Source organism: Azospirillum griseum (genome assembly GCF_003966125.1).
In the GTDB taxonomy this organism is placed as follows: domain Bacteria; phylum Pseudomonadota; class Alphaproteobacteria; order Azospirillales; family Azospirillaceae; genus Azospirillum; species Azospirillum griseum.
Map to the genome: position 1 here is coordinate 1 of NZ_RXMA01000039.1, position 21,439 is coordinate 21,439.

A 21,439-nucleotide genomic window follows, 5' to 3' on the forward strand; every position below is an offset into this window, starting at 1 on the left:
GATACGACAAAACAGACACAAGCTTCGCCGCTGCCATCAACCTCGTCGCTACCGTCTTGGCAACACGCTGAATGTCAACAGGCCCTAGGAGCAACATGCGACTGGCGCATGTCTACCATTCAGCAATGGTAATACCAGTTCTGGTGCGCCGCAGCATATTCTGCGCCTGCCCATTCTCGGGGCGTTTCCTCCCTAGACTTTCAAGGGCCGCAGGCTTCTGCGGCCCTTTTCTTTTGGTCAGTCGGGGGATGGCGCGCCGAAAACGGGATCGGAGTCGCCCCAGCGGTCGCGGTACACCAGTTCCTCCAACGCCACGCGCTGACGCCAGCCCTGCCGCTCCAAATCCGGGGTGGTTTCGAAATGGCTGACATAGCCCAGGCAGAGATAGGCGATGGGCACGATGCGATCCGGGACCCCCAGAATGGCTTTCAGCGCCGACTCGTGCAGGATGCTGACCCAGCCGACTCCCACCCCCTCCGCCCGCGCCGCCAACCAGAGATTTTGCACGGCGCAGACGCAGCTGTAGAGGTCCATCGTCGGCATGTGGGTGCGGCCCAGCACCACCGGGCCGCAGCGCTCGCGGTCGCAGGTGACGAGCAGGTTGACCGGGGCCTCGCGAATCCCCTCCAGCTTCAACCGGCTGTACAGGACACGGCGGTCGCCGTCGAAGCGGTCGGCGGCTTCGGCGTTGGCGGTGGCGAAATCGGCGTGGATGCGCTCCTTCACCGCCGGATCGGTGACGAGCAGGAAATTCCACGGCTGCATGAAGCCGACCGAGGGGGCGTGGTGGGCGGCGCGCAGGATGCGGCCCAGAACGTCATCGGGGACCGGATCGGGCGTGAACTGCCCGCGCACGTCGCGGCGGCTGAAGATCGCCTTGTAGAGCGCCTCGCGCTCGGCCAGCGTGAAGGCGTCGTCCATTGGTCAGCGCCCCGCGTCGGTGGTCGGCGCGCGGGCGATCAGATGGAAAAAGGATCCCATCGCCAGACCGCGCCGCCCACCCAGATCGCCCAGATCGCCGCCATCGGCGGCACGGGCCGACACCAGCGGCGCGTCGTCGCCGCGCGACAGGGTGGAGGCGTAATGGAACTCATGCCCCATCAACAGCGTCCCCGCCGGTCCCAGCGGCCCATCGGCCAGCAGGGTGGCGCGGCGATAACCCAGATGCAGCTTGCGCTTGGCAAAGCTGGTCCGCACCCCCAGCAGCCCGGCCATCGGGTGGACGGTTCCGTCGGCATCCTCCAGAGTCTCGCCCATCGCCATGTAACCGCCGCATTCGCCATAGATCGGCTTGCTCTGCGCCGCCGCGACCAGACCGGCGCGGAAACGGGCGGCGGCGGACAGGCGGGCGGCGTGCAGTTCGGGATAGCCGCCGGGCAGATAGACGGCGTCGCAGTCGGCGGGCGGCGGCTCGTCAGCCAGGGGAGAGAAGAACGCCAGCTCCGCCCCGCTGGCCCACCACCCGGCGATCAGATGGGGGTAAACAAAGGTGAAGGCGGCGTCGCGGGCGATGGCGATCCGTTGGCCCAAGGGCGGCATGGCCGGGGCGTCGCTGCCCCGCCCGGCGCGCGACGGCGTGGCGAGCGCGGCCACCCGGTCCACATCGACATGCGCGGCGACGAAACGGCCCAGCCCGGCCAAGCGCTCCGCCAGATCGTCGGTTTCCCCCGCCTGCACCAGCCCGAGATGACGTTCGGGCAGCGCCACGCCGGGGCTGCGGGGCAGGGCACCCAGCAGGGGAATGCCCAACGCTTCGATCGCATTGCCCGCCAGCGCGGTGTGGCGCGGGCTGCCGACGTTGTTCAGAACGACGCCACCGATCCGCACATCATCGCGGTAGCTGGCGAAGCCCTTGACCAGCGCGGCGGCGGATTGCGATTGCCCCTTGGCGTTGACCACCAGCAGCACCGGCCAGCCGGTGCGGGCGGCCAGATCGGCGGTGGAGCCGTCGCCGGTCGCCCCAGCCGCCGCCACCCCGTCGAACAGCCCCATCAGCGCCTCGCACACCAGCAGGTCGGCCCCGTCGGCGGCGCGGGCGGCCAGCCCGTCCAGCAAATCCGGCCCCATCGCCCAACTGTCGAGGTTGACGCTCGGCCGCCCGGTCGCCGCCTGGTGAAAGGCGGGGTCGATGTAGTCCGGCCCGGCCTTCAGCGCGCCCACCCGCAGGCCGCGCGCGCGCAGTGCCACCAGCAGGCCGAGCGTCAGCGTGGTCTTGCCGGTTCCTGAGGCCGGGGCGGCGACGATCAGGCCGTCAGCCATGGGTGGGATCCTCATGACCAGGCACCTCGTGATAGGGCAGCCAATCCAGTTGCGGGCGCAGGCGCACCACCTCCCCCACCACGACGATGGCGGGCGGGTCGAGGTCGCTGGCGGCGAGGTCGGCGACGCAGGTCCCCAGGCTGCTGACCAAGGTTTGCTGGTCCGGCGTCGTCGCCTTCGTCACCACGGCGACCGGCGTGTCGGCGGGCAGGCCACCGGCCATCAGTTCCGCGACGATGTCGGGCAGGCCCTTCCACGCCATATAGAGGATCAGGGGCGAACCGGTGGCGGCCAACGCCCGCCAATTCGGCCCGCCGCCCAGCGAATGACCGGTCGCCAGAATGACCGCCTGGTTGGCGCTGCGGTGTGTGGCCGGAATCCCGGCATAGGCGGGACCGGCCACCCCCGCCGTCACCCCCGGCACGACGCGGAAGGGAATGCCCGCCTCGGCCAGCGCCTGCGCCTCCTCCCCCCCGCGCCCGAAGACGAAGGGGTCGCCGCCCTTCAGCCGCAGAACCCGGTGGCCCTCGCGCGCCAGCTCGATCAGGCGGTTGGTGATGTCGTCCTGATGGGCCGACGGGCGTCCGCCGCGTTTTCCGGCGAACTCCAGCCTTGCCGTGGGCGCGGCGAGCGCCATGATCCGTTCACCCACGAGCGCGTCGTGGACGATGACGTCGGCTTGCCGTAGACCTTGCAGCGCCAGCAGGGTCAGCAGACCGGGGTCGCCGGGACCGGCCCCGGCCAACCAGACGCTGCCGGGGGCAAAGGGAACCAGCAGGGATTCGGGCAGCGACGCATCGAACGGCGACCCGGAAATGGATGACGTGGCGGGCATGGACGACGACCTGGACTCAAGCGTGGAAACGGGTGTGGACGCGGGCAAAGTTGACGCCAACGATACACCTTTGCGGCGCGGCTGGACGACGGGAACCTGCGCCACCGCCGCCGCGCGGGCGGCGACCGAAGCGCTGTTCGGCGGCGATTTCCCCGATCCGGTGACGGTGACGCTGCCGGGCGGGCAGCAACCGGCCTTCGCGCTGGCATGGACAGATCGGGGAATGGACGCGGCGACCGGGCCATGGGCGGCGGCGGGCATCGTCAAGGACGCGGGCGACGACCCGGACGTCACGCACGGTGCCCTGATCCGCGCGCGGGTCTGGTGCGGCCCGGCGGGATCGGGCGTGACCTTCCGCGCGGGCGACGGCGTCGGCACGGTGACGCTGCCCGGCCTGCCGCTGGCGGTCGGTGAACCGGCGATCAACCCGGTCCCGCGCGCCATGATCGCCCAGGCCGTGCAAGAGGCGGCAAATCAGGCCGGGCAACCCGCCGATCTGGTGGTGGAGGTCGGGGTGGAAAACGGCGCGGTGCTGGCCAAACGCACGATGAACGGGCGGCTGGGCATCGTCGGTGGCCTGTCGATCCTGGGGACCACCGGCATCGTCGTGCCCTATTCCTGCGCGGCCTGGATCGCGTCGATCCAGCGCGGCATCGACGTGGCCCGCGCGGCGGGCCTGACCCATGTCGCCGCCTGCACCGGCAACCGATCCGAACAGGCGGTGACGGCGCGTTACGGCTTGTGCGAGCAGGCGCTGATCGACATGGGCGACTTTGCGGGCGGCACGCTCAAGCATCTGCGCCGGCAACCGATCGCGCGGCTGAGCCTGTGCGGCGGCTTCGCCAAATTCGGCAAGCTGGCGCGCGGGCTGCTGGATCTGCATTCCAAACGGAGCAGCGTCGATCTGGATTGGCTGGCCGATCAATTGGCCCTGTTGGGGGCGGCCCCCGATCTGATCGCGCAGACCCGCAGCGCCAACACCGCCGCCCAGGTGCTGGGGCTGGCGCAGGAGGCTGGGATCCCGCTGGCCGACCATGTGGCCACCCTCGCCCGCGCCACCGCGCTCGCCACGCTGGACGGGGCGCCGGTGGCGGTCGAGGTGCTGATCACCGACCGCCAGGGAACCATCGTCGGGGGTGCCCCCGGCTGGTGAGGACAGGCTCACGCGCCCAACCCCCGGTAACGGCGGACGTGGCTGCCGTCGTAGAGGGCGCTGCACCGGAAATCCTCCATCGCCAGCGCCGGGCCGACCAGGATCAGCGCGGTGCGCTCCATCGGCGCTTCGGCCACCCGCGCGACCAGTTCCGACAGCGCGCCGCGCACGACGCGTTCGTCCGGCCAACTGGCGCGGTAGACCACCGCCGCCGGGCAGTCCGCGCCATAGAGCGGGGTCAACCGCTCCACCACCCGGTCCAGCGCGTGGATCGACAGATGGATCGCCAGGGTTGCCCCCGACGCGCCCAGCACCTCCAACGTTTCGTTGGCGGGCATGGCCGAGGCGCGCCCCTCCGTCCGCGTCAGGATCAGGGTCTGGCTGACCTCCGGCAGGGTCAATTCACGGCCCAGCGCGGCGGACGCGGCGGCAAAGGCCGGAACGCCGGGGGTGATGGTGTAGGGGATGCCCAACTCGCGCAGGGCGCGGGTCTGCTCCCCCAGGGCGCTGTAGATCGACAGGTCGCCCGAATGCAGCCGGGCGACGTCCAACCCCGCCGCGTGGGCGGCCTGGAACTCGGCGACGATCTCCTCCAGCGTCAGCGGCGCGGTGTCGACGATGCGGGCGTCCTTGGGGGCGTGGGCGATGATCTCCGCCGGAACCAGCGACCCGGCATACAGGCAGACCGGGCAGGCGGCGATCAGGTCGCGCCCGCGCAGCGTCAACAGATCGGGCGCGCCCGGCCCGGCCCCAATGAAATGAACGGTCATGGCGTGGACTCCGAAAGGGCAAGGGCGGCAAGGGCGTCGGTGGCGAGCGCGACGGTGGCGCGGGGGGTGGAGCGGCGGGGCAGCAGCAGACGGCCAGATGGCCCGACGGCGGCCAGCGCCGCCGCTTCGGCCACGCTGGCCAGCCCGACCGCCGCCGCCACGGTGGCGGAGCGGGTGACGGTGCGGTCCTGCGCGGCGGCGAGCGATGCCGCGTCGATCACGGTGACGGGCAGATCCAGGCGGCGGGCGGCGTCGGCCACGCCCGGCTCGTCGCGCTTGATCGCGGGAACCGCCAGACGGACGGCGGCGCGCTGGGCGGCGGTCAAGGCCGCCTCGTCAAAGGCGGCGGTCAGCAGCCCGGCGATCTCCGCCCCGTCGCAGCCCTTGCGGCAACCCACACCGGCGGCGATCATGGCTTGTCCGCCCGCCACAGCGTCACCGGCATGAAGGGCTTCCAGCCCCGGAAGCCGCCGACCGGCACGGCTCGGCTGACGCTGATCTGGGTCAGTTCCCCACCCAACTGGCGTTGGGCGTCGTAGAGCACCGCTTCCCCTTCCAGCGTCACCGCGTTGGCGACCAGCCGTCCGCCGGGTTTCAACGCCGACCAGCAGGAATCGAGCACGCCGTCGTTGCTGACGCCGCCGCCGATGAAGACCGCATCGGGGGCCGCCAACCCGTCCAGCGCCGCCGGTGCCCGGCCCCGCACCAGTTCCAGCCCCGGCACGCCGAGCACGGCGGCGTTGGCGAGGATGCGGGCCTGACGGTCAGGGTGCGATTCCACCGCGAAGGCGCGGTTGGCCGGGTCGGTCAGCATCCATTCGATGCCGATGGAGCCGGACCCGGCCCCGACATCCCACAGGGTTTCGCCGCGCCGGGGGGCCAGCAACGACAGGGTGACGGCGCGGACCTCCCGCTTGGTGATCTGCCCGTCGTGATCGAACCAGGCGTCCGGCAGGCCGGGGGCGAGCGGGTGGATTCGGGCGTCCGGACCGGCGACGCAGTCCACCGCCAGCGTGTTGAGGTCGGCCACCGGCCCCAGCGCCTCGGCCTCTTGGTCCCACGCGTCGGCGCTGGCGCTGCGTTGGGCCTCGCGCGGGCCGCCCATCGCCTCCAGCGCGGTCAGGCGGGACGCGCCGAAGCCACGAGCGCGCAGCAGCGCGGCCAGCTTGGCCGGGGTCGTTCCGTCCCAGGACAGAATCAACAGCCGCGCATTCGGTTGCAGATGCGGAATGACCAGCTCCAACGGGCGGCCATGCAGGGTGAGGCAGCGCGTGTCCTGCACCGGCCAGCCCAGCCGGGCGCAGGCGAGGCTGTAGGCCGAGGGGGCGGGCAGCACCATCATCTCGTGGGCCGGAACGACCCGCGCCAACGTGGCCCCGACGCCGTACCACAGCGGATCGCCGCTCGCCACCACGCAGACCGGCTGCCCGCGCCGGGCCAACAGGCCGGGCAGGGCGTCGGTCAGGGGCGACGGCCACACCACCCGTTCCTGCCCCGGAACGACCGGTAGAAAGGCAAGATGCCGCGCCCCGCCATAGACGCAAGCGGCGCGTTCGATCACGGCGCGGGCGGCGGGCGACAAGCCGTCCCAGCCGTCTTCGCCGATGCCGACGACGGACAACCAGCGCGACGGCGGCGGGCGGTCCGGGAGTGTGCTATCCATGGCGGCGCATCCTGCGGCGATCCAACGATGGTGACGTGACGTGTTGAACGCTTTGATCCTTGGCGGGACCACCCAGGCGACGGCGCTGGCCCGGCGCTTGGCCGGACACGCGACGGTGAACGCCACCGTGTCGCTCGCCGGGCGCACCAAAAACCCGGTGTTGCCGCCCCTGCCGACGCGGATCGGCGGATTCGGCGGGGCCGATGGGTTGGCGGCCTATCTGGTCGAGCACAAGGTCGGCGCGGTGATCGACGCCACCCACCCCTTTGCCGATCAAATCTCCGCCAACGCGGCGGCGGCCTGCGCGCGGACCGGCGTACCGCTGCGCCTGTTCAGCCGCCCGGCGTGGCAGGCCGGTCCCGGCGACCGCTGGATCATCGTCCCCGACATGGCGGCGGCGGCGGCGGCGGTGCGGGATTGGCCCGATCCGTTGAACGACGGCTGCGTTTTCCTGACCATCGGTCGGCAGGAGGTCGCGGCCTTCCTCGCCGCCCCCGACCACCGCTATCTGATCCGCGCCGTCGATCCGCCCGAGCCGATGCCCGCCTTGCCCCGCGCCCGCCTGATCCTGGAGCGCGGCCCCTTCACGGTGGAGGCCGAAACCGCCCTGATGCGCGCCCACAGCGTTGCCGTCATCGTCAGCAAGAACAGCGGCGGCAGCGCCACCGACGCCAAGCTGGAGGCCGCGCGGCGGTTGGCCCTGCCGGTGGTGATGGTGGACCGCCCGCCCGGCCATGGCGTGCCGGGCCTTCCCGATCTGGACGCGGCGCTGGCGTGGCTGGAGGGGTTGGCCGGAGGCTGAGCGGGATTTGACACGACGGGGCATCCCGCTCACCCCCGGTAATGGCGTGGGGTGTAGACCCAGGGCTGGCCGTTGGGGCGGGGGACAAGGCGGGTGTGCGACGCGCCGATGATGACCAGCGTCTTCATGTCCGCCTGTTCGGCCTGCACCGCGCCCAGGCTGGTGATGGTCATGACCTCATCCTCCCGGCCCACGGCGCGGCCCAGCACCACCGGGGTGTCGGGGCTGCGGATGGCGCGCAGCGCGTCGAAGGCGGCCCCCAACTGCCAGGGCCGGGCGCGCGAGATCGGGTTGTAGAGGGCGATGACGAAATCCGCCTCCGCCGCCAGACGCAGGCGCTTCAGCACCACATCCCACGGCTTCAGATTGTCCGACAGCGAGATGGCGCAGAAATCATGCCCCAGTGGCGCACCGGCCCGCGCCGCCGCCGCCTGCATCGCCGACACGCCGGGATCGACGCGCAGGTCCAACGTGCGCCACGCCGGGGGGGCGTCGGGATCGTCCAACGCCTCGAACACCGCCGCCGCCATGGCGAACACGCCGGGATCACCACCCGACACCACCGCCACCTTGCGGCCCTGCGCGGCCAGATCGAGCGCGAAGCGGGCGCGGTCCAGCTCCACCCGGTTGTCCGACGCGTGGCGCACCTGCGGCCCCGGCGGAACCCGGTCCACATAGGGGAAATACCCCACCAGATCGGTGGCCTCGGCCAGATCGCGCCGGGCCTGCGGCGTCAACCACTCCTCCGGCCCCGGCCCCAGCCCGACGATGGTCAGCCAGCCGGTCATTCATACACCCCTTCGGCCCGCCGCCCGTCGCCGGGGATGACGATTTGCGAGAAATAGGGCGCGCTGTCCGGGGCCTCGGCCAGCGGCATCACCCGTTGTTCGACCATGCTGGCCCGTTCGACGTACCACGCCCGGTCGGTCAGCCCGGCGGCGGCGATGGCGCGGCGGACCTTGGGCAGGTTGCTGCCCAGCTTCATCACCACGCTGGCCTGCGCCCCGGTGATGGCGCGCAGCAACGATTCCTCGTCCAGCGTGCCGGGGATGACCGACAGCACGTCGTCGCGCAGCATCAGCGGGCGCGGCAACAGGGAGGCGCTGGCCACCATGCTGGTCACGCCGGGAACGACCTCTGTCGGGAAGCGGGTGGAGAGCCGCAGGAACAGATGCATGAAGGAGCCGTAGAAGAACGGATCCCCCTCGTTCAGCACCGCCACCGACCGACCGGCGGCGAGATGGACGGCCAGCCGTTCGGCGGACTCGTCGAAAAAGGCTTCGATCTGGCGGCCATAATCCGGGTGATCGGGCGGCAGTTCCACCGTCACCGGGTAGACCATCGGCACCTCGACATGCTCCGCCGTCACCACCGCGTCGGCGATGCGGCGGGCGTGGCCGCGCGTGCCGCGCTTGCAGAAATAGGCGACGACCGGACAGGCGGCGATGCGCTTGACCGCCTTCAGCGTCATCAGGTCGGGATCGCCGGGGCCGACGCCGACGCCGTAGAGCCGACCAAGGTCCGGGGTGGGGGTGGTGAGCGGATCGCCGGTCATTCCACGTCGCTCGCCAGGGCGTTGACGGCGGCGGCGGCCATGGCGCTGCCGCCGCGCCGCCCCCGGATCGCCAGATAGGGCAGGCCGAACGGGTTGGCGGCCAGCGCGTCCTTGCTTTCGATCGCCCCGACGAAGCCGACGGGGAAGCCCAGCACCGCCGCCGGTTTCGGCCCGCCCGCCGCGATCCGCTCCAGCAGATAAAACAGCGCGGTTGGCGCGTTGCCGATGGCGACCACCGCGCCGTCCAACCGATCCCCCCACAGGTCGAGCGCGGCGGCGGACCGCGTGTTGCCAATGCGCCCGGCCAATGCAGGAACCGACGGGTCGCGCAGGGTGCAGATCACCGGGTTGTCGGCGGGCAGCCGGGCGCGGGTCACGCCGTGCGCCACCATTTCGCTGTCGCACAGGATCGCGGCCCCCGCGCGCAGCGCGCGGCGCGCGGCGATGCCGACGTCGGCGGAAAACATCAGGTCCTTGGCCGCGTCCACCATGCCGCAGGCGTGGATGACGCGCACCGCCACCGGCTTCAGATCGTCGGGCAGGCCCGACAGGTCGGCCTCCGCCCGGATGGTGGCGAAGGACTGGCGGTAAATGGCCGCTCCGTCGCGAATGTAGTCGTAGAGCGGCTCAGACACCGGACAACTCCTCAGCAGACAAACCGACGACGCACGCCAGCGCGTCGTCGGGTGACAGGTTGGCGCGCCCCACCCCCGCGTCCGGCAAACCCAGGCCGGGGCGGGCGCGCAGCGCGACATCGTACAGGCCATCATGCGCGGTCAGCGTCACGTCGGCCACGCCCGGATGGGCGCAGCCCTTGGCGCAGCCGGAGACATGCACCATCGCCACCCGGTCCAGCAAGGGGCCAGCGCGGTCGGCGATGGCGAGCGCCAGGGCGTGGGTGTCGGTGGTCCCAACGTCGCAACCGGTGACACCGCTGCACGCCGTCAGCTTCAAGCGCCGGTCGTCGTGGCGCAGAATGCCGCCGTGACGCGCCGCAATCTCTCCGGCGTCCGCCGTCGGATCGACCAGCAGCAGCGCCCGCCAGGGGGTGAGCCGGATCCCGGCCGCCGCATCGGCCAAGGCCGCCAGCGCGGTGGCGGTGAGGCGACCGAAGGGAAAGGCGACGGTCAGGGCGTTGGCAAGACCGGGAACGGGTCCGCCGAAACTCCGCATCAGATGGGGGGCGCTCCCCCTCTCCCCGACACCCTCCCCGGCGGGGAGAGGGGACAGCAGGGGAGAGAGGCGGGCGGCGAACGGGCCGGGGCCAAGCGCGGCGACCAAGGTGGCCATGCGGCGCGGCGGGTCGGGCAGGGTCGCCCGCAACGCCAGAAAGGCACGCCCCAGCGCGGCGGCAACGTCCGGCACCGCACCGGCCGGGCACAGGCCCAGCGGCGTGGCGCTGGCACGGGTTCCGCCGAGCGAGACGCGCAACCACGCCCCGTCCACCGCGTCAAACCGCACATCGGTTCGGCTGTCGGCCAGATGGGCCAGCCCGCCGCCGCAGACCAGCCAACCGAATTTGGGCGGCAGGGCGTGCAGCGCCGCATCATCGGCCAGCCGGGCGTCCAGCGCCCGCGCGATCCCGCCCACATCCATCACCGCGCCGGAATCCAGCCCGGCGGCGGGGGCGCACAGCACGTTGCGCACCGCTTCACTCGCCGCGTCGCGGCCGACATAGCCCAGAGCGCGCAGGGCGTCCGTCACCGGGGCGAGCGTGTCCACCGACAGGCCGCGCAGTTGCAGATTGCCGCGATGGCTCAGGTCGATCAGCCCGTTGCCATAGGCGTGGCCCAGATCGGCGATGCGGCGGGCGTGCTCGGCGGGCAGACATCCGGCGGGAACGCGCACGCGCAACAGCACGCCGTCGCCCACCGCCATCGGGGCGAGCACGCCGGGGCAGGTGCCGCGCCGACGCGGCTGGTTGCGGGCGGCCCCGGGCGAGACGACCGGCTGGGGCAGGGTTTCGGTGGCGGTCATGCGGCGTTCTCCCGGCGCAGGCGCAGATCCTCCGCCGTGGAGTTGCGGCGGGGGTGCCACAGGCCACGGTCGAGCGCCTCGCTCATCCGGGCGAGAATGTGCCGGGAGGCCGCCGGGTTGGCATGGGTCAAAAAGTCCCACACGGCGGAATCCTCGACATAGGCGTCGAACAGCAGGTCGAAATGGGCCGGGCGCACCGCGTCGGTGGTGGCGGCGAAGGCGAACAGGCTGTCCACGCTGGCCGCCAGTTCCGCCGCGCCGCGATAGCCGTGCCGCATCATCCCGGCGATCCAGCGCGGGTTGGCCGCGCGCCCGTGCAGGGTCCGCGCGATCTCCTCGGCCAAGGTGCGCACGGCCAGCGTCGCCGGGTCGCTGCTGTCGAGGTGGTACAGGGCGGGTTCGGCCCGGTCCAGCGCGGCGGCGGCGGCGAACCCGCCCTCGAACTGCATGAAACCGTCGGTGGACAGCACGTCGTGCTCGCGCTGGTCCTGGTGATGCACCAGCGCGTCGGCCCCGCCAACGCGGCGGCGGAACTGGGCGGGCAACGTCACCCCGTCAAGACCCGCGCCATAAGCGTGGCACCCGCCATCGAGATAGGCCAGACCGAAATCGGCCCGCGTCGTCCAATCGCCGCGCGCGACCATGCCCGACAGCGCGGTCCCATAGACGCCGGGGGCGGCCCCGAACACGCGCGCGGTGGCGCGGCGGCGGGCGTCGTCGTCCGCCAGCCCCTCGGCGATCAGGGCGGCGGTTTCGGCCCGCGCGGTCGCGGCCAGCGGGTTGACCGCGTCCTCCTCCTCCGTCAGTCCGGCGACGGCGCGCGCCGCCTGATCGAACAGGGCGATCTGTTGGGGAAAGACGTCGCGGAACAGGCCGGAGATCCGCAACGTCACATCGACGCGCGGGCGGCCCAGCACGCCGGTGGGCATGATCTCGTACCCGGTGACGCGGCCCGAGCCGTTTTCCCACAGCGGGCGCACCCCCAGCAGGGCCAGGGCCTGCGCCAGCTCGTCGCCGCCGGTGCGCATCGCCGGGGTTCCCCAGCAATCGACGACCAGCCGCCGGGGCCAATCGCCGTGATCCTGCAAATGGCGGGTCAGCAGCGCGTCGGCGGCCTGCCAGCCCAGCGTCCAGGCGGTGGGCGTCGGCACCCCGCGCGGGTCGAGCGCGTAGAGATTCCGCCCGGTCGGCAGCGTATCCGCCCGCCCGCGCGCCGGGGAGCCGCCGGGGCCGGGGCGAACGAACCGGCCATCCAGCCCGGCCAGCAGGGCAGTCATTTCGGCGTCACCGCAGGCGTCGATGGCGGCGGCGGTGGTCGCCGGATCGCGCTGATCGCGGGCGACGGCGGCGGTCAGACGGTCGCGCCGCTCCCCGTCCGGGCTGCGGCCAAAGACGTGCAGCCCATCGCGGATCTGCATCTCCTTGATGTCGCACAGATGGGCGTCCAGGCGGCTGAGGATGGCGTCGGGGTCGTCGTCAGCGCGCAGGTTGCAATCCGCCGCCAGACCGGAGGACCAGGCCAACTCCAGGATCCGCTCCCGCAGCATCCCCAACCGGCGCGGATCCAGCCCGGTGGCCTGGGAATACTCGTCGATGGCGGTTTCCAGCTCGGCCAGGTCGCCGTGCAGCCCGGCCTCGACCGGTGGCGGGGTGAGGTGGCCGATCAGCACCGCGCCCAGACGGCGGCGGGCTTGCACCCCCTCGCCGGGGTTGTTGACGATGAAGGGGTAGAGCACCGGCAGCGCCCCGCCGACGATCTCCGGCCAGCAGTCCGCCGACAGCGCCACCGCCTTCCCCGGCAACCATTCCAACGTGCCATGCGCGCCGATCTGGACCAGGGCGTGGACACCGACGGCATGGCGCAGCCACGCGTGAAAGGCGACATAGCCATGGCTGGGCGGGGTGTCGGGGTCGTGGTGCTGGGCGGTGGTCAGCGGCCCATGGCCCCGGCTGGGCTGCACCGCCACCACGGCGTGACCGCACAGGCGGGCGCGGGCGTGGAACGCGCCCTCCGACAGCGCCGGATCGGCCGATGGCGGCCCCCATTCCGCGCTGATGCGCGCGCGCACCGCCGCCGGAACCAGGGCTTCGTAGGCGTCGAGCGACAGGATCGGGCGGGTGGGGCCGGTCAGGTCGGCCATCAGGGCCGCGCCATCGGCGGGCGTGTCGCGCAGGGTGTAGCCCTCGGCGCGCAAGCGCTGAAGCAGGGCCACAACACTGGCCGGGCTGTCCAACCCCACGGCGTGGCCGATGCCGCCGCCGGGGCCGGGATAGTCCGACAGGACCAGCGCCACCCGGCGTTGCGCGCGCGGCGTCCGCCCCAACCGCACCCAGGCGGCGGCGAGATCGGCGACCGCCTCCACCCGGTCGGGCAGCGGGCGCAGCGATGGAACGGCGAATTGCAGATCGGGGTCAGGGTCGCCAACGGTCTTGAAGGCGATGGCGCGGGTGATGATCCGCCCGTCCATCTCCGGCAACACCACGTTCATCGCCAGATCGGACGGCCCCAACCCGCGCGCCGACGCCCGCCAACCGCTTTCCGGCGTGGTCGGCAGAATGGCTTGCAGCACCGGCGTGCCGTTGGCCTCCAACGGCGATCCATCGGCCTGCGCGGCGGAAAAGCCGGTGGTGTTGACCACAACCGCCGCGTTGCGGTGGGTCAGCGTCGCCCGCACCCAGGCGGCACCGTCGGGTTCCTTCAGGCTGGCGACGAAGAGCGGCAACGGGGCCAGGCCGCGCGCGGCCAGCGCGTCGCACAGCGCCCCCACCGGCTCCAGATCCCCGGCCAGCAGGTGGGAGCGGTAGAAGGTGACGGCCACCACCGGTGCGTCCGCCGCCACCGCCCCGCGCCAGCCGTCATACAGGCCAAAGCGCGGGACCGGAACCGGATCGCGCCAGGGGGTGGGATGACCGGCCAGCGTGGCCGCGCAGGCCAGCAGATGGCCAATGTTGTCCGGCCCGCCTTCGGTGAAGAAGCGCCAGAGCCGTTGCGACTCCTCCGCCGACACGGTGCCGAAGCCGCTGAGGTTGGGGTCGGGAACCGCCTCCCCCGGCAGAACGGCCAGCGGAATCCCCCGGTCGCGGCAAACCTCCGCCACCCGGTCGAGGCCATAGCGCCAATAGCCGGTTCCGCCCAGCAGGCGCAGCACCACCATCCCGGCCTTGGCGATCACCGCATCGACGTAGAGATCGACCGACAACGGATGACCCAACCGGTTCAGGTTGACCAGCCGCAGCGACGGCAACCGCGCCCGCCCGGCCCGCCACGCGGTGGCGAGCGCGGTCAGATCGCTGTCGGAAAAGGACAGCATGACCAGCGTCGCCGGAGTCTGCCCCAGATCTTCGGCCTGGGGTCCGGCGTCGAGGTCGTCCTGACGGGCGGCGAGCAGATGCATGGCGGTGCGCCCGGATCCGTGGCGTCAGCCCGCGATGGCGCGGCGGACGGCGTCGTGGTCCAGCCCGGTTTCGCCGATCACCACCAGACGGCTGCGGCGCTCCTCGCCCGGCTTCCACAGCCGGTCATAATGGGTCTGCACCCGCACGCCGACCGCCTGAACCAGCAGCCGCATCGGCTTGCCCGGCACGTCGATGAAGCCCTTCATCCGCAACACGCCGTGCAGGGCGGCGACGTCGGCCAGCCCCTTCGCCAGCGCCTCCGGGTCGGGCTGGGCGGGCAGTTCCACCACGAAGCTGGTGAAATCGTCGTGGTCGTGCCCTTCCTCCTCGTCGTGGTGGCTGGGGCGGTTGGCGAGGTCGTCCTCCACCGCCGCGCCGACCCCCAGCAGCACCAGCGGATCGACCGCGCCATGGGCGGCGCGGATCAGCTTGGCGTCGCGGTTCAGGGCCTCGCGGATCAGATCCTCCACCCGGGCCAGATCCCCGGTCCCGACCAGATCGGTCTTGTTGACGACGATCAGATCGGCGCAGAGCAACTGATCCTCGAACACCTCTTCGACCGGGGTTTCGTGATCGACGGTTCCCGACGCCTCGCGCTGGGCGGCCAGTTGGGCGGGATCGGGGGCGAAACGGCCCTCGGCCGCCGCCGCCGCGTCCACCACCGCCACCACGCCGTCCACCGTCACCCGGCTTTTGATCGCGGGCCAGTGGAAGGCCTGGACCAGCGGCTTGGGCAGGGCCAGGCCGCTGGTTTCGATGACGATGTGTTCGGGCGGGTTCGGGCGGGCCAACAGCTTTTCGATCGCCGGAACGAAATCATCGGCCACAGTGCAGCACAGGCAACCGTTGGCCAGCTCGATCACGTCGTCGTCGGTGCAGGTCGGGTTGCCGCAGGCGCGCAGAATGTCGCCGTCAATGCCGACGTCGCCGAACTCGTTGATGATGAGGGCCAGACGACGGCCGTCAGCGCGCTCCAACAGGCCCCGGATCAGCGTGGTCTTGCCGGCCCCGAGAAAGCCGGTGATGACGGTGGCGGGCGTCTTGCCGGCCACCGTCTTGCCTTGAACGGACATGGGCGTTTGCCTTTATTCGAAAGCGTCGCGGAAATCGTCAGCGGCGACAAACCGACTCATCATGAAGCCACAGGCCGATCCCAGAACGGCCCAGAACAGCGCGGCGCTGCCCAGGGAGGCGGTGACGAAACGCGCCGCCAGTTCAGGCGGGACCGCGCCCGCCGGGGTTTCCGGGTGCGGCGCACCGATCAGGTGGGGGAGAAGGATCGCCGCCACCCCGGCGGCCACAAGGGCAGGAACCCGCGCGAAGGCCAGCGCCAGCAAACCGCCTGCCGAGCAGGCCGCCGCCGCGAACCACCAGAGCTGACGGGCTTCGAGATCCGCCCCGCCCATGCCGGGCAGTTCCGGCGGCAGGCCATAGGCGGGGGCGAGCGCGAACGCGATGAAACCGCCAGCCCCCCACAGCAGGCCCCGGCGCGCATCCACCCGGTCGCCCATCAGCAGCATCACCCCGGCCAGCAGCAGGCCATAGCCGACACCGGTCAGCAGGTTGGCCGCGATGGTGGTCAGCAGGCGGTTCAACGCCTCTTCGGTGGTCGCGGGAACCCCCTCGCCCAAGCTGCGTTCGGGTGTTGCGTGCCCATGATGCTCATGCCCCGTCGCGGTGGGGGCAAGGGTGGACGCAACAGGCGCTGCGGTCGGCGATGGAGCCGGGGGAACCGTCACCTCGTATTTTTCGGCTTCCAGAATCAGCGGGACGGTTGTCGCCTGCTGAACGACGGAAACGGCCGTGCCGGAGAGCACGCCCGCAACCAAGGCGGCTGAAAACAGCCGCCGTATCAGATCCATGCCCCTGGCTTAGTGGCAGGGGAACGCGAAGGAGTGACGGGCGTCGTGGGCCGCGTCGTGGATCTGCTGCGGCTGCGCGAAACCGACACCGTACAGAATGAAGCTGCCGAACAGCATCGCGGCAAAGGCGGCGGCGGCGGTGCGGCTGGTGGTCGCTGCGGTCGAGCGGAGCGAACGGATGGTCATGGCTTCGGTTTTCCTTGTGTCCCGCCACACCCGGCGGGGTTGGAATCGTTGCGCGCGTCCGACGGCAGGTTTCCTGGCTCGCGGGTCGTCGCTCCGTGTCTTCCGCCTTCCCGGTCGTTCGACCAGTGGCATCAGGAAGAGGAACTCGCCGCACACAGTTGCGGGGGCAGCCACGGCATGGGGAAACGGCGCAAACCGGCTCCCGAACCGCATTCCCTATTATCCAGGCAACACCAAAGGCGGCGTCACCCGGCACCGTCGGACCACCACCATCGCAGCCAGCAACCCCATTTGCAAGCGCGGATGCGCGGCGGCGGTTTTCAGAAGCCCCGGCCGGAACCGACCAGCCGCATCCGACCGGCGGGCGACAGGTCGGGCAGAACGGCGAAAACGGTTTCCTCGGTCAATTCGCTGATCTGGCGACGCTTGGCGCGGGCGGCCTCGGCGGCGGCGCGAACGGCGGCGGCGTCGAAATCGGGGCGCTCCAGCAGGCCGCGCACGGCCTGCCCGGCGACGCGGTACTCCTCGCTCAAGGTCTGGAAGCGCGGGCGCAGCGGTTCGAAGGCGGCGCGCAGGCGGGCAGCGTCGCCGTCCGACAGGTCGGACGCGATCCGCTCGACGAAGCGGTCGGGCATCGGGCGGTAGGGCGGCGGTCCCGGACGGTGCCACCAGCCCAGCAGCATCGCCCCCAGGAACAGGTTCAGCGCCACCGACAGCAGGGCCAAGGCGCGCAGGCCCCGGAGGGAGCCGGTCAGCGATCCGGTCAGCGGACGCAGGGTGGCCAGCCCCTTCATCACCGGTGGCGTCATCGGGTGTCTCCATCGAACAGCGTGGTCACATCGTCGCTCAACAGCGCGACCTCGGCCCCGCGCGGCTGATTGGTTGGCGCGGTCAGGCGGTGCCCGGCCTGCCAGCCCAGCGTCAGCAGCGCCATGCATAGCGCGGCCGCCGTCCAGCGCGGCATCCGCCCCAGCAGCAGCACCATCAGCGTCTCTTGCGGGGTGGCGCGGGCGGCCTGCCCCACCCGCGCCAGCAGGCGGGCAAGGCGGGCGTCGTCAATGTCCGGCGGCGCACCGGTCAGACGGCGGTCGAACGCCGCTTCGCGCTGTTGGGCGGCGCGCAGCGTCGGGTCGGTGGCGAGTGCCGTCTCGGCCCCGGCCCGCAATTCCGGCGGCCAGCGCGTCGGGTCGGCCCCGAACTCGGCCAGATGGCGGAGGAACTGGCTCTCGGTCATGATGGCTCCCTCCCGGCGTTCAGCGCCGTTTTCAGCGCGACCCGCGCGCGGGCCAGCAGCGAGGCAAAGGCGCTTTCGCGCACCCCCAGAACATCGGCGGCCTGCCGCTGGCTCAGGCCATCCTGATGAAACAGCACCACGGCGGCCCGCTGGCGGTCGGGCAGCGCGTCCAGCGCGCGGGCCAGACGGTCGGCCTCCTGCCGTTCGGCGATGCGGTCGAGCGCGTCCGGCCCGCTGTCGGCGATGGTGTCGGCGGCGTCCAACGGCGACCAACCGGGGCGGCGGCCCCGGTCGATGGCGAGGTTGACGACAATCCTGTGCAACCAGGTGGTGAAGGCGGCGCGCGAACCGTCCCAGCGCGCCGCGTGCCGCCACACCCGCAAGAACGCCTCCTGCGCGATGTCGTCGGCGTCGGCCGGGTTGCCGGTCAGGCGTTGGGCCAGCGTCACCGCGCGGCGCAGGTGGCGCGCGGCCAGCCGATCGAAGGCGGCGGCGTCACCGCCCGCCACCCGCGCCATCAGCGCCTCGTCGCTGTCCTCCGTCCCGGTCATCGCTGCGCCGTCCGCCGTCGTCTGCGGCAGGGGTACGGCAAGCGGCCAGGAAACGCACCTGTTCGTTTGCGCTCTCCTTTGGTCATTCCGCCGGGGTGGAGGCTGCGGGTGGGGCGGCCAGCGTGTGGCGACCGCGTTTGCGGCGCAGGGCCAGCTTTTCCAGGGTCAAATAGAGGACCGGCGTGGTGTAGAGCGTCAGCATCTGGCTGACCAGCAGCCCGCCCATGATCGCCACGCCCAGCGGGCGGCGCAATTCGCCGCCGGTCCCGTAATCGAAGGCCAACGGGACCGCGCCCAGCAGGGCGGCCATGGTCGTCATCATGATCGGGCGGAAACGGACGAGTGCCGCCTCGCGGATCGCCTCGAACGGCGGCAGGCCGCGTTCGCGTTCGGCCTCCAGCGCGAAGTCGATCATCATGATGGCGTTCTTCTTCACGATGCCGATCAGCAGGATCAGGCCGATCATCGCCACGATCGACAGATCGTACCCCGCCAGGATCAGCGCGATCAGCGCCCCCAGCCCGGCGGATGGCAGGGTGGCGAGGATGGTCAGGGGGTGGATCAGGCTTTCGTACAGAATCCCCAACACACCGTAGATGGTCAGCAACGCCGCCAAAATCAGGAACGGTTGGCTGGATTGCGATTGCTCGAAGGCCCTTGCGGTCCCCTGGAACCCGGCGCGGATGCTGGCGGGCATGCCGATGTCCTCCGCCGCCCGCGCGATGACGGCGGTGGCCTGCGACAGCGACACGTCGGGGGCGAGGTCAAAGGTGAGGTTGGCGACCGGAAAGCCGCTCTGGTGCTGGACGGAGGACGCCTGGTTGCCGATGACGACGCTGGCGACGGTGGCGAGCGGAACCAGACCGGCGCGGCCCGGAACCATGATGGTCTTGAGCGCGTCCGGCCCCAGCGCGTCCTTGGGATCGACCTCCAGCACGACCTTGTGCTGGTTCTGCGCCAGATACATGGTGGAAACCTGACGCTGGCCGAAGGCGTTGTAGAGGGTGGATTCCAGCGCGCTCAACGACACGCCCAGGCGTGACGCGGCGTCGCGGTCCACCACCACATTGGCCTGAACCCCGCCATTCTGGCGGTCGTTGGCGACGTCGATCAGCTCCGGCAGGGTGCGCATCTTTTCCACCAGCCGGGGTGCCCACAGATTCAGCGCGGTGATGTCGGTCGCTTGCATGGAATAGACATACTGGCTGCGGCCCTGCCGCCCGCCGATGCGGATGTCCTGCACCGGGGTCAGGAACAGTTGCACCCCCGGCACGCGGGCGGCGCGCTGGCGCAGGCGCGGCAGCAGAACGGACAGCTCTTCGCGCTGGGACCGGGGTTTCAGGGTGATGAAGACGCTGCCGGAAAAGGCCCCGCCCGGCCCACCGCCGCCAATCGACGCCCCGACGCTCTCGATGGCGGGATCGCCGGTCAACGCCTCCTGCAAGGCGCGCTGGCGGGCAAGCATCGCCTGGAACGACACGTCGGGCGGCGGATCGGAAAAGCCGATCAGCATACCGGTGTCCTGCTGCGGCACGAAGCCCTTGGGCACCTGCCCATACAGCCAGACGCTGACTCCGGCCACCGCCACCGTCAGTACCAGCATGCTGCGCTGATGCTCCAACACCCAGGTCAAGCCGTCGGCGTAGAGGCCGAACAGACGGTCGCCCAGCCAATCCAGCGCGCGGGCAAGGCGGCCCGGCGGCTTGCGGTCGGCCTCCGCGTTCAGCAGATGGGCGCACATCATCGGCGTCAGCGTCAGCGACACCACGGCGGACACCAGGATGGCGACCGACAGCGTCACCGCGAATTCCCGGAACAACCGCCCCATGATCCCGCCCATGAACAGGATGGGGATGAAGACGGCGACCAACGACAGGCTGATCGACACCACGGTGAAGGCAACCTGCCGCGCGCCCTTGATCGCGGCGGTCAATGGATCCTCGCCCGCCTCCAGACGGCGGACGATGTTTTCGATCACGACGATGGCGTCGTCCACCACAAAGCCGACCGAAATGGTCAGCGCCATCAGGGAGAAATTGTCTAGGCTGTAGCCGATGGCCCACATCGCGGCAAAGGTTCCGGCCAGCGACAGCGGCACGGCGGTCGCCGGAATGACGGTGGCCCACAGCCGCCGCAGGAACAGCGCCATCACCATCACCACCATGGCCACGGTGACGGCCAGGGTCTTTTGCACATCGGCCACCGACGCGCGGATCATCGGGGTGCGGTCGCTGCGGATGGCGATCTGCACGCTGGACGGCAACCACCCGGCCAACACCGGCAGTTCGGCGCGGATGGCGTCCACCGTCTCCACCACGTTCGATCCGGTCTGCTTCATCACATTGACCAGAACGGCGCGCTGGTTGCCGTACCACGCGGCGGTCCGGCTGTTTTCCGGGGCCTCGATCACCTCGGCCACATCGCCCAGGCGGATGGTGGCCCCGTTCTTTTCGGTGACGATCAGGTTGCGGTAGGCGTCGGCCCCGAACAGCTGGTCACTCGCCCCGATGGTCCAGCTTTCCGCCACCCCGTCGAAACTGCCCTTGGGGCCGTTGGCGTTGGCCCCGGCGATGGCGCTGCGGATGGTGTCCAGGCTGATGCCCATCGACGCGGCGGCGGCGGCGTTGGCACGCACGCGCACGGCGGTTTTCTCTGCCCCGCTGATGGTGACTTGGCTGACGCCCTGGATCTGGCTCAGCCGTTGGCCGATGACGGTTTCGGCCAGCGAAAACACCTCCCCCGGCGGCAGGCTGGCGGAGGTGACGGCCAGCACCATGATCGGCGCGTCGGACGGGTTCATCCGGCGCAGGCGCGGCGGGTTGGGCAGGTCGGCGGGCAGGTCGCCGCCCGCCGCGTTGATCGCCGCCTGCACATCGCGGGAGGCGGATTCGATGTCGCGGCTCAGGTCGAACTGAATGATGACGGCGGTGCTGCCCATCGTGCTGTTGGAGGTCAGCTCCGACACCCCGGCGATGCGGGCCAGCCGCCGTTCCAGCGGGGTGGCGACCGACGCCGCCATGGTTTCCGGGCTGGCCCCGGGCAGGCTGGCGCTGACCACGATGGTGGGAAACTCCACCTGTGGCAGCGGGGCCACCGGCAGGAAGCGGTAGGCGACCAGACCGACCAGCAGCAATCCGATCATCAGCAGCGAGGTGCCGACCGGGCGGTGGATGAAGGGGGTGGACAGCGCCATGGC

General features: G+C 71.3%; 20 protein-coding genes and 1 riboswitch. Of the genes, 2 read left to right on the plus strand and 18 right to left on the minus strand.

Annotated elements, in window-relative coordinates:
• Positions 1-237 precede the first annotated feature (237 nt).
• Genes bluB through cobA form a run of 3 tightly spaced genes read right to left on the minus strand, consistent with a single transcriptional unit; the run spans position 238 to position 3,094 of the window.
• Positions 238-921, minus strand: coding sequence for a 5,6-dimethylbenzimidazole synthase (bluB, locus tag EJ903_RS23795; RefSeq protein ID WP_126620177.1), 684 nt, complete (start codon positions 919-921; stop codon positions 238-240).
• A 3-nt stretch (positions 922-924) separates the two neighbouring features.
• Complete coding sequence (locus EJ903_RS23800; RefSeq protein ID WP_210211543.1) at positions 925-2,259, minus strand: cobyrinic acid a,c-diamide synthase CobB; 1,335 nt, start codon at positions 2,257-2,259, stop codon at positions 925-927.
• Positions 2,252-3,094 (minus strand): uroporphyrinogen-III C-methyltransferase, encoded by an 843-nt coding sequence (gene cobA, locus EJ903_RS23805; RefSeq protein WP_126620181.1) that lies wholly within the window; start codon positions 3,092-3,094, stop codon positions 2,252-2,254. The genes EJ903_RS23800 and cobA overlap by 8 nt, the downstream gene beginning before the upstream one ends.
• On the opposite strand from cobA, the gene EJ903_RS23810 reads away from it, so the two are divergent.
• Positions 3,093-4,247: a cobalt-precorrin-5B (C(1))-methyltransferase gene (locus EJ903_RS23810; protein ID WP_126620183.1), complete on the plus strand. Its 1,155-nt coding sequence runs from the start codon at positions 3,093-3,095 to the stop codon at positions 4,245-4,247. The genes cobA and EJ903_RS23810 overlap by 2 nt on opposite strands.
• 8 nt (positions 4,248-4,255) lie before the next feature.
• Here EJ903_RS23810 and cobM read toward each other — a convergent pair whose 3' ends face one another.
• Genes cobM through cbiE form a run of 3 tightly spaced genes read right to left on the minus strand, consistent with a single transcriptional unit; the run spans position 4,256 to position 6,680 of the window.
• Positions 4,256-5,017, minus strand: coding sequence for a precorrin-4 C(11)-methyltransferase (gene cobM, locus EJ903_RS23815; protein ID WP_126620185.1), 762 nt, complete (start codon positions 5,015-5,017; stop codon positions 4,256-4,258).
• Positions 5,014-5,430, minus strand: a complete 417-nt coding sequence (locus tag EJ903_RS23820) for a cobalamin biosynthesis protein (protein ID WP_126620187.1) — start codon at positions 5,428-5,430, stop codon at positions 5,014-5,016. The genes cobM and EJ903_RS23820 overlap by 4 nt, the downstream gene beginning before the upstream one ends.
• Positions 5,427-6,680: a precorrin-6y C5,15-methyltransferase (decarboxylating) subunit CbiE gene (gene cbiE / locus EJ903_RS23825; protein WP_126620189.1), complete on the minus strand. Its 1,254-nt coding sequence runs from the start codon at positions 6,678-6,680 to the stop codon at positions 5,427-5,429. The genes EJ903_RS23820 and cbiE overlap by 4 nt, the downstream gene beginning before the upstream one ends.
• 40 nt (positions 6,681-6,720) lie before the next feature.
• Between cbiE and EJ903_RS23830 the strand changes: the two genes are divergently transcribed.
• Entirely contained in the window at positions 6,721-7,482 is a 762-nt protein-coding gene (locus EJ903_RS23830; RefSeq protein ID WP_126620191.1) for a cobalt-precorrin-6A reductase, read from the plus strand.
• A gap of 29 nt (positions 7,483-7,511) precedes the next feature.
• Here EJ903_RS23830 and cobJ read toward each other — a convergent pair whose 3' ends face one another.
• The 12 genes from cobJ to EJ903_RS23890 form a co-directional block, all read right to left on the minus strand.
• Positions 7,512-8,270, minus strand: a complete 759-nt coding sequence (gene cobJ / locus EJ903_RS23835; protein ID WP_126620193.1) for a precorrin-3B C(17)-methyltransferase — start codon at positions 8,268-8,270, stop codon at positions 7,512-7,514.
• Positions 8,267-9,037 carry a precorrin-2 C(20)-methyltransferase gene (locus EJ903_RS23840; RefSeq protein ID WP_126620195.1) on the minus strand — a complete coding sequence of 257 codons (771 nt, stop codon included), beginning with the start codon at positions 9,035-9,037 and terminating at the stop codon, positions 8,267-8,269. Before EJ903_RS23840 ends, cobJ begins: the two co-directional genes overlap by 4 nt.
• Positions 9,034-9,672 (minus strand): precorrin-8X methylmutase, encoded by a 639-nt coding sequence (locus EJ903_RS23845; RefSeq protein WP_246015899.1) that lies wholly within the window; start codon positions 9,670-9,672, stop codon positions 9,034-9,036. Before EJ903_RS23845 ends, EJ903_RS23840 begins: the two co-directional genes overlap by 4 nt.
• Entirely contained in the window at positions 9,665-11,014 is a 1,350-nt protein-coding gene (gene cobG, locus EJ903_RS27805; RefSeq protein WP_126620199.1) for a precorrin-3B synthase, read from the minus strand. Before cobG ends, EJ903_RS23845 begins: the two co-directional genes overlap by 8 nt.
• Positions 11,011-14,409, minus strand: a complete 3,399-nt coding sequence (gene cobN, locus EJ903_RS23855) for a cobaltochelatase subunit CobN (RefSeq protein WP_126620201.1) — start codon at positions 14,407-14,409, stop codon at positions 11,011-11,013. The genes cobG and cobN overlap by 4 nt, the downstream gene beginning before the upstream one ends.
• A gap of 24 nt (positions 14,410-14,433) precedes the next feature.
• Positions 14,434-15,483: a cobalamin biosynthesis protein CobW gene (cobW, locus tag EJ903_RS23860; protein ID WP_174237354.1), complete on the minus strand. Its 1,050-nt coding sequence runs from the start codon at positions 15,481-15,483 to the stop codon at positions 14,434-14,436.
• Positions 15,484-15,495: 12 nt separating this feature from the next.
• Positions 15,496-16,272: a CbtA family protein gene (locus EJ903_RS23865; protein WP_126620203.1), complete on the minus strand. Its 777-nt coding sequence runs from the start codon at positions 16,270-16,272 to the stop codon at positions 15,496-15,498.
• 9 nt (positions 16,273-16,281) lie between these two features.
• Positions 16,282-16,458, minus strand: coding sequence for a CbtB domain-containing protein (locus tag EJ903_RS23870; RefSeq protein WP_126620205.1), 177 nt, complete (start codon positions 16,456-16,458; stop codon positions 16,282-16,284).
• A 46-nt stretch (positions 16,459-16,504) separates the two neighbouring features.
• Positions 16,505-16,733, minus strand: a riboswitch (cobalamin riboswitch).
• A gap of 45 nt (positions 16,734-16,778) precedes the next feature.
• A complete protein-coding gene (locus EJ903_RS23875; protein WP_246015901.1) occupies positions 16,779-17,267 on the minus strand; it encodes a periplasmic heavy metal sensor in 489 nt (162 codons plus the stop codon).
• Positions 17,264-17,692: a hypothetical protein gene (locus tag EJ903_RS23880; protein WP_126620207.1), complete on the minus strand. Its 429-nt coding sequence runs from the start codon at positions 17,690-17,692 to the stop codon at positions 17,264-17,266. Before EJ903_RS23880 ends, EJ903_RS23875 begins: the two co-directional genes overlap by 4 nt.
• Positions 17,689-18,243, minus strand: a complete 555-nt coding sequence (locus tag EJ903_RS23885; protein ID WP_126620209.1) for an RNA polymerase sigma factor — start codon at positions 18,241-18,243, stop codon at positions 17,689-17,691. The genes EJ903_RS23880 and EJ903_RS23885 overlap by 4 nt, the downstream gene beginning before the upstream one ends.
• An 82-nt stretch (positions 18,244-18,325) precedes the next feature.
• A complete protein-coding gene (locus EJ903_RS23890; protein WP_126620211.1) occupies positions 18,326-21,436 on the minus strand; it encodes an efflux RND transporter permease subunit in 3,111 nt (1,036 codons plus the stop codon).
• Positions 21,437-21,439 lie beyond the last annotated feature (3 nt).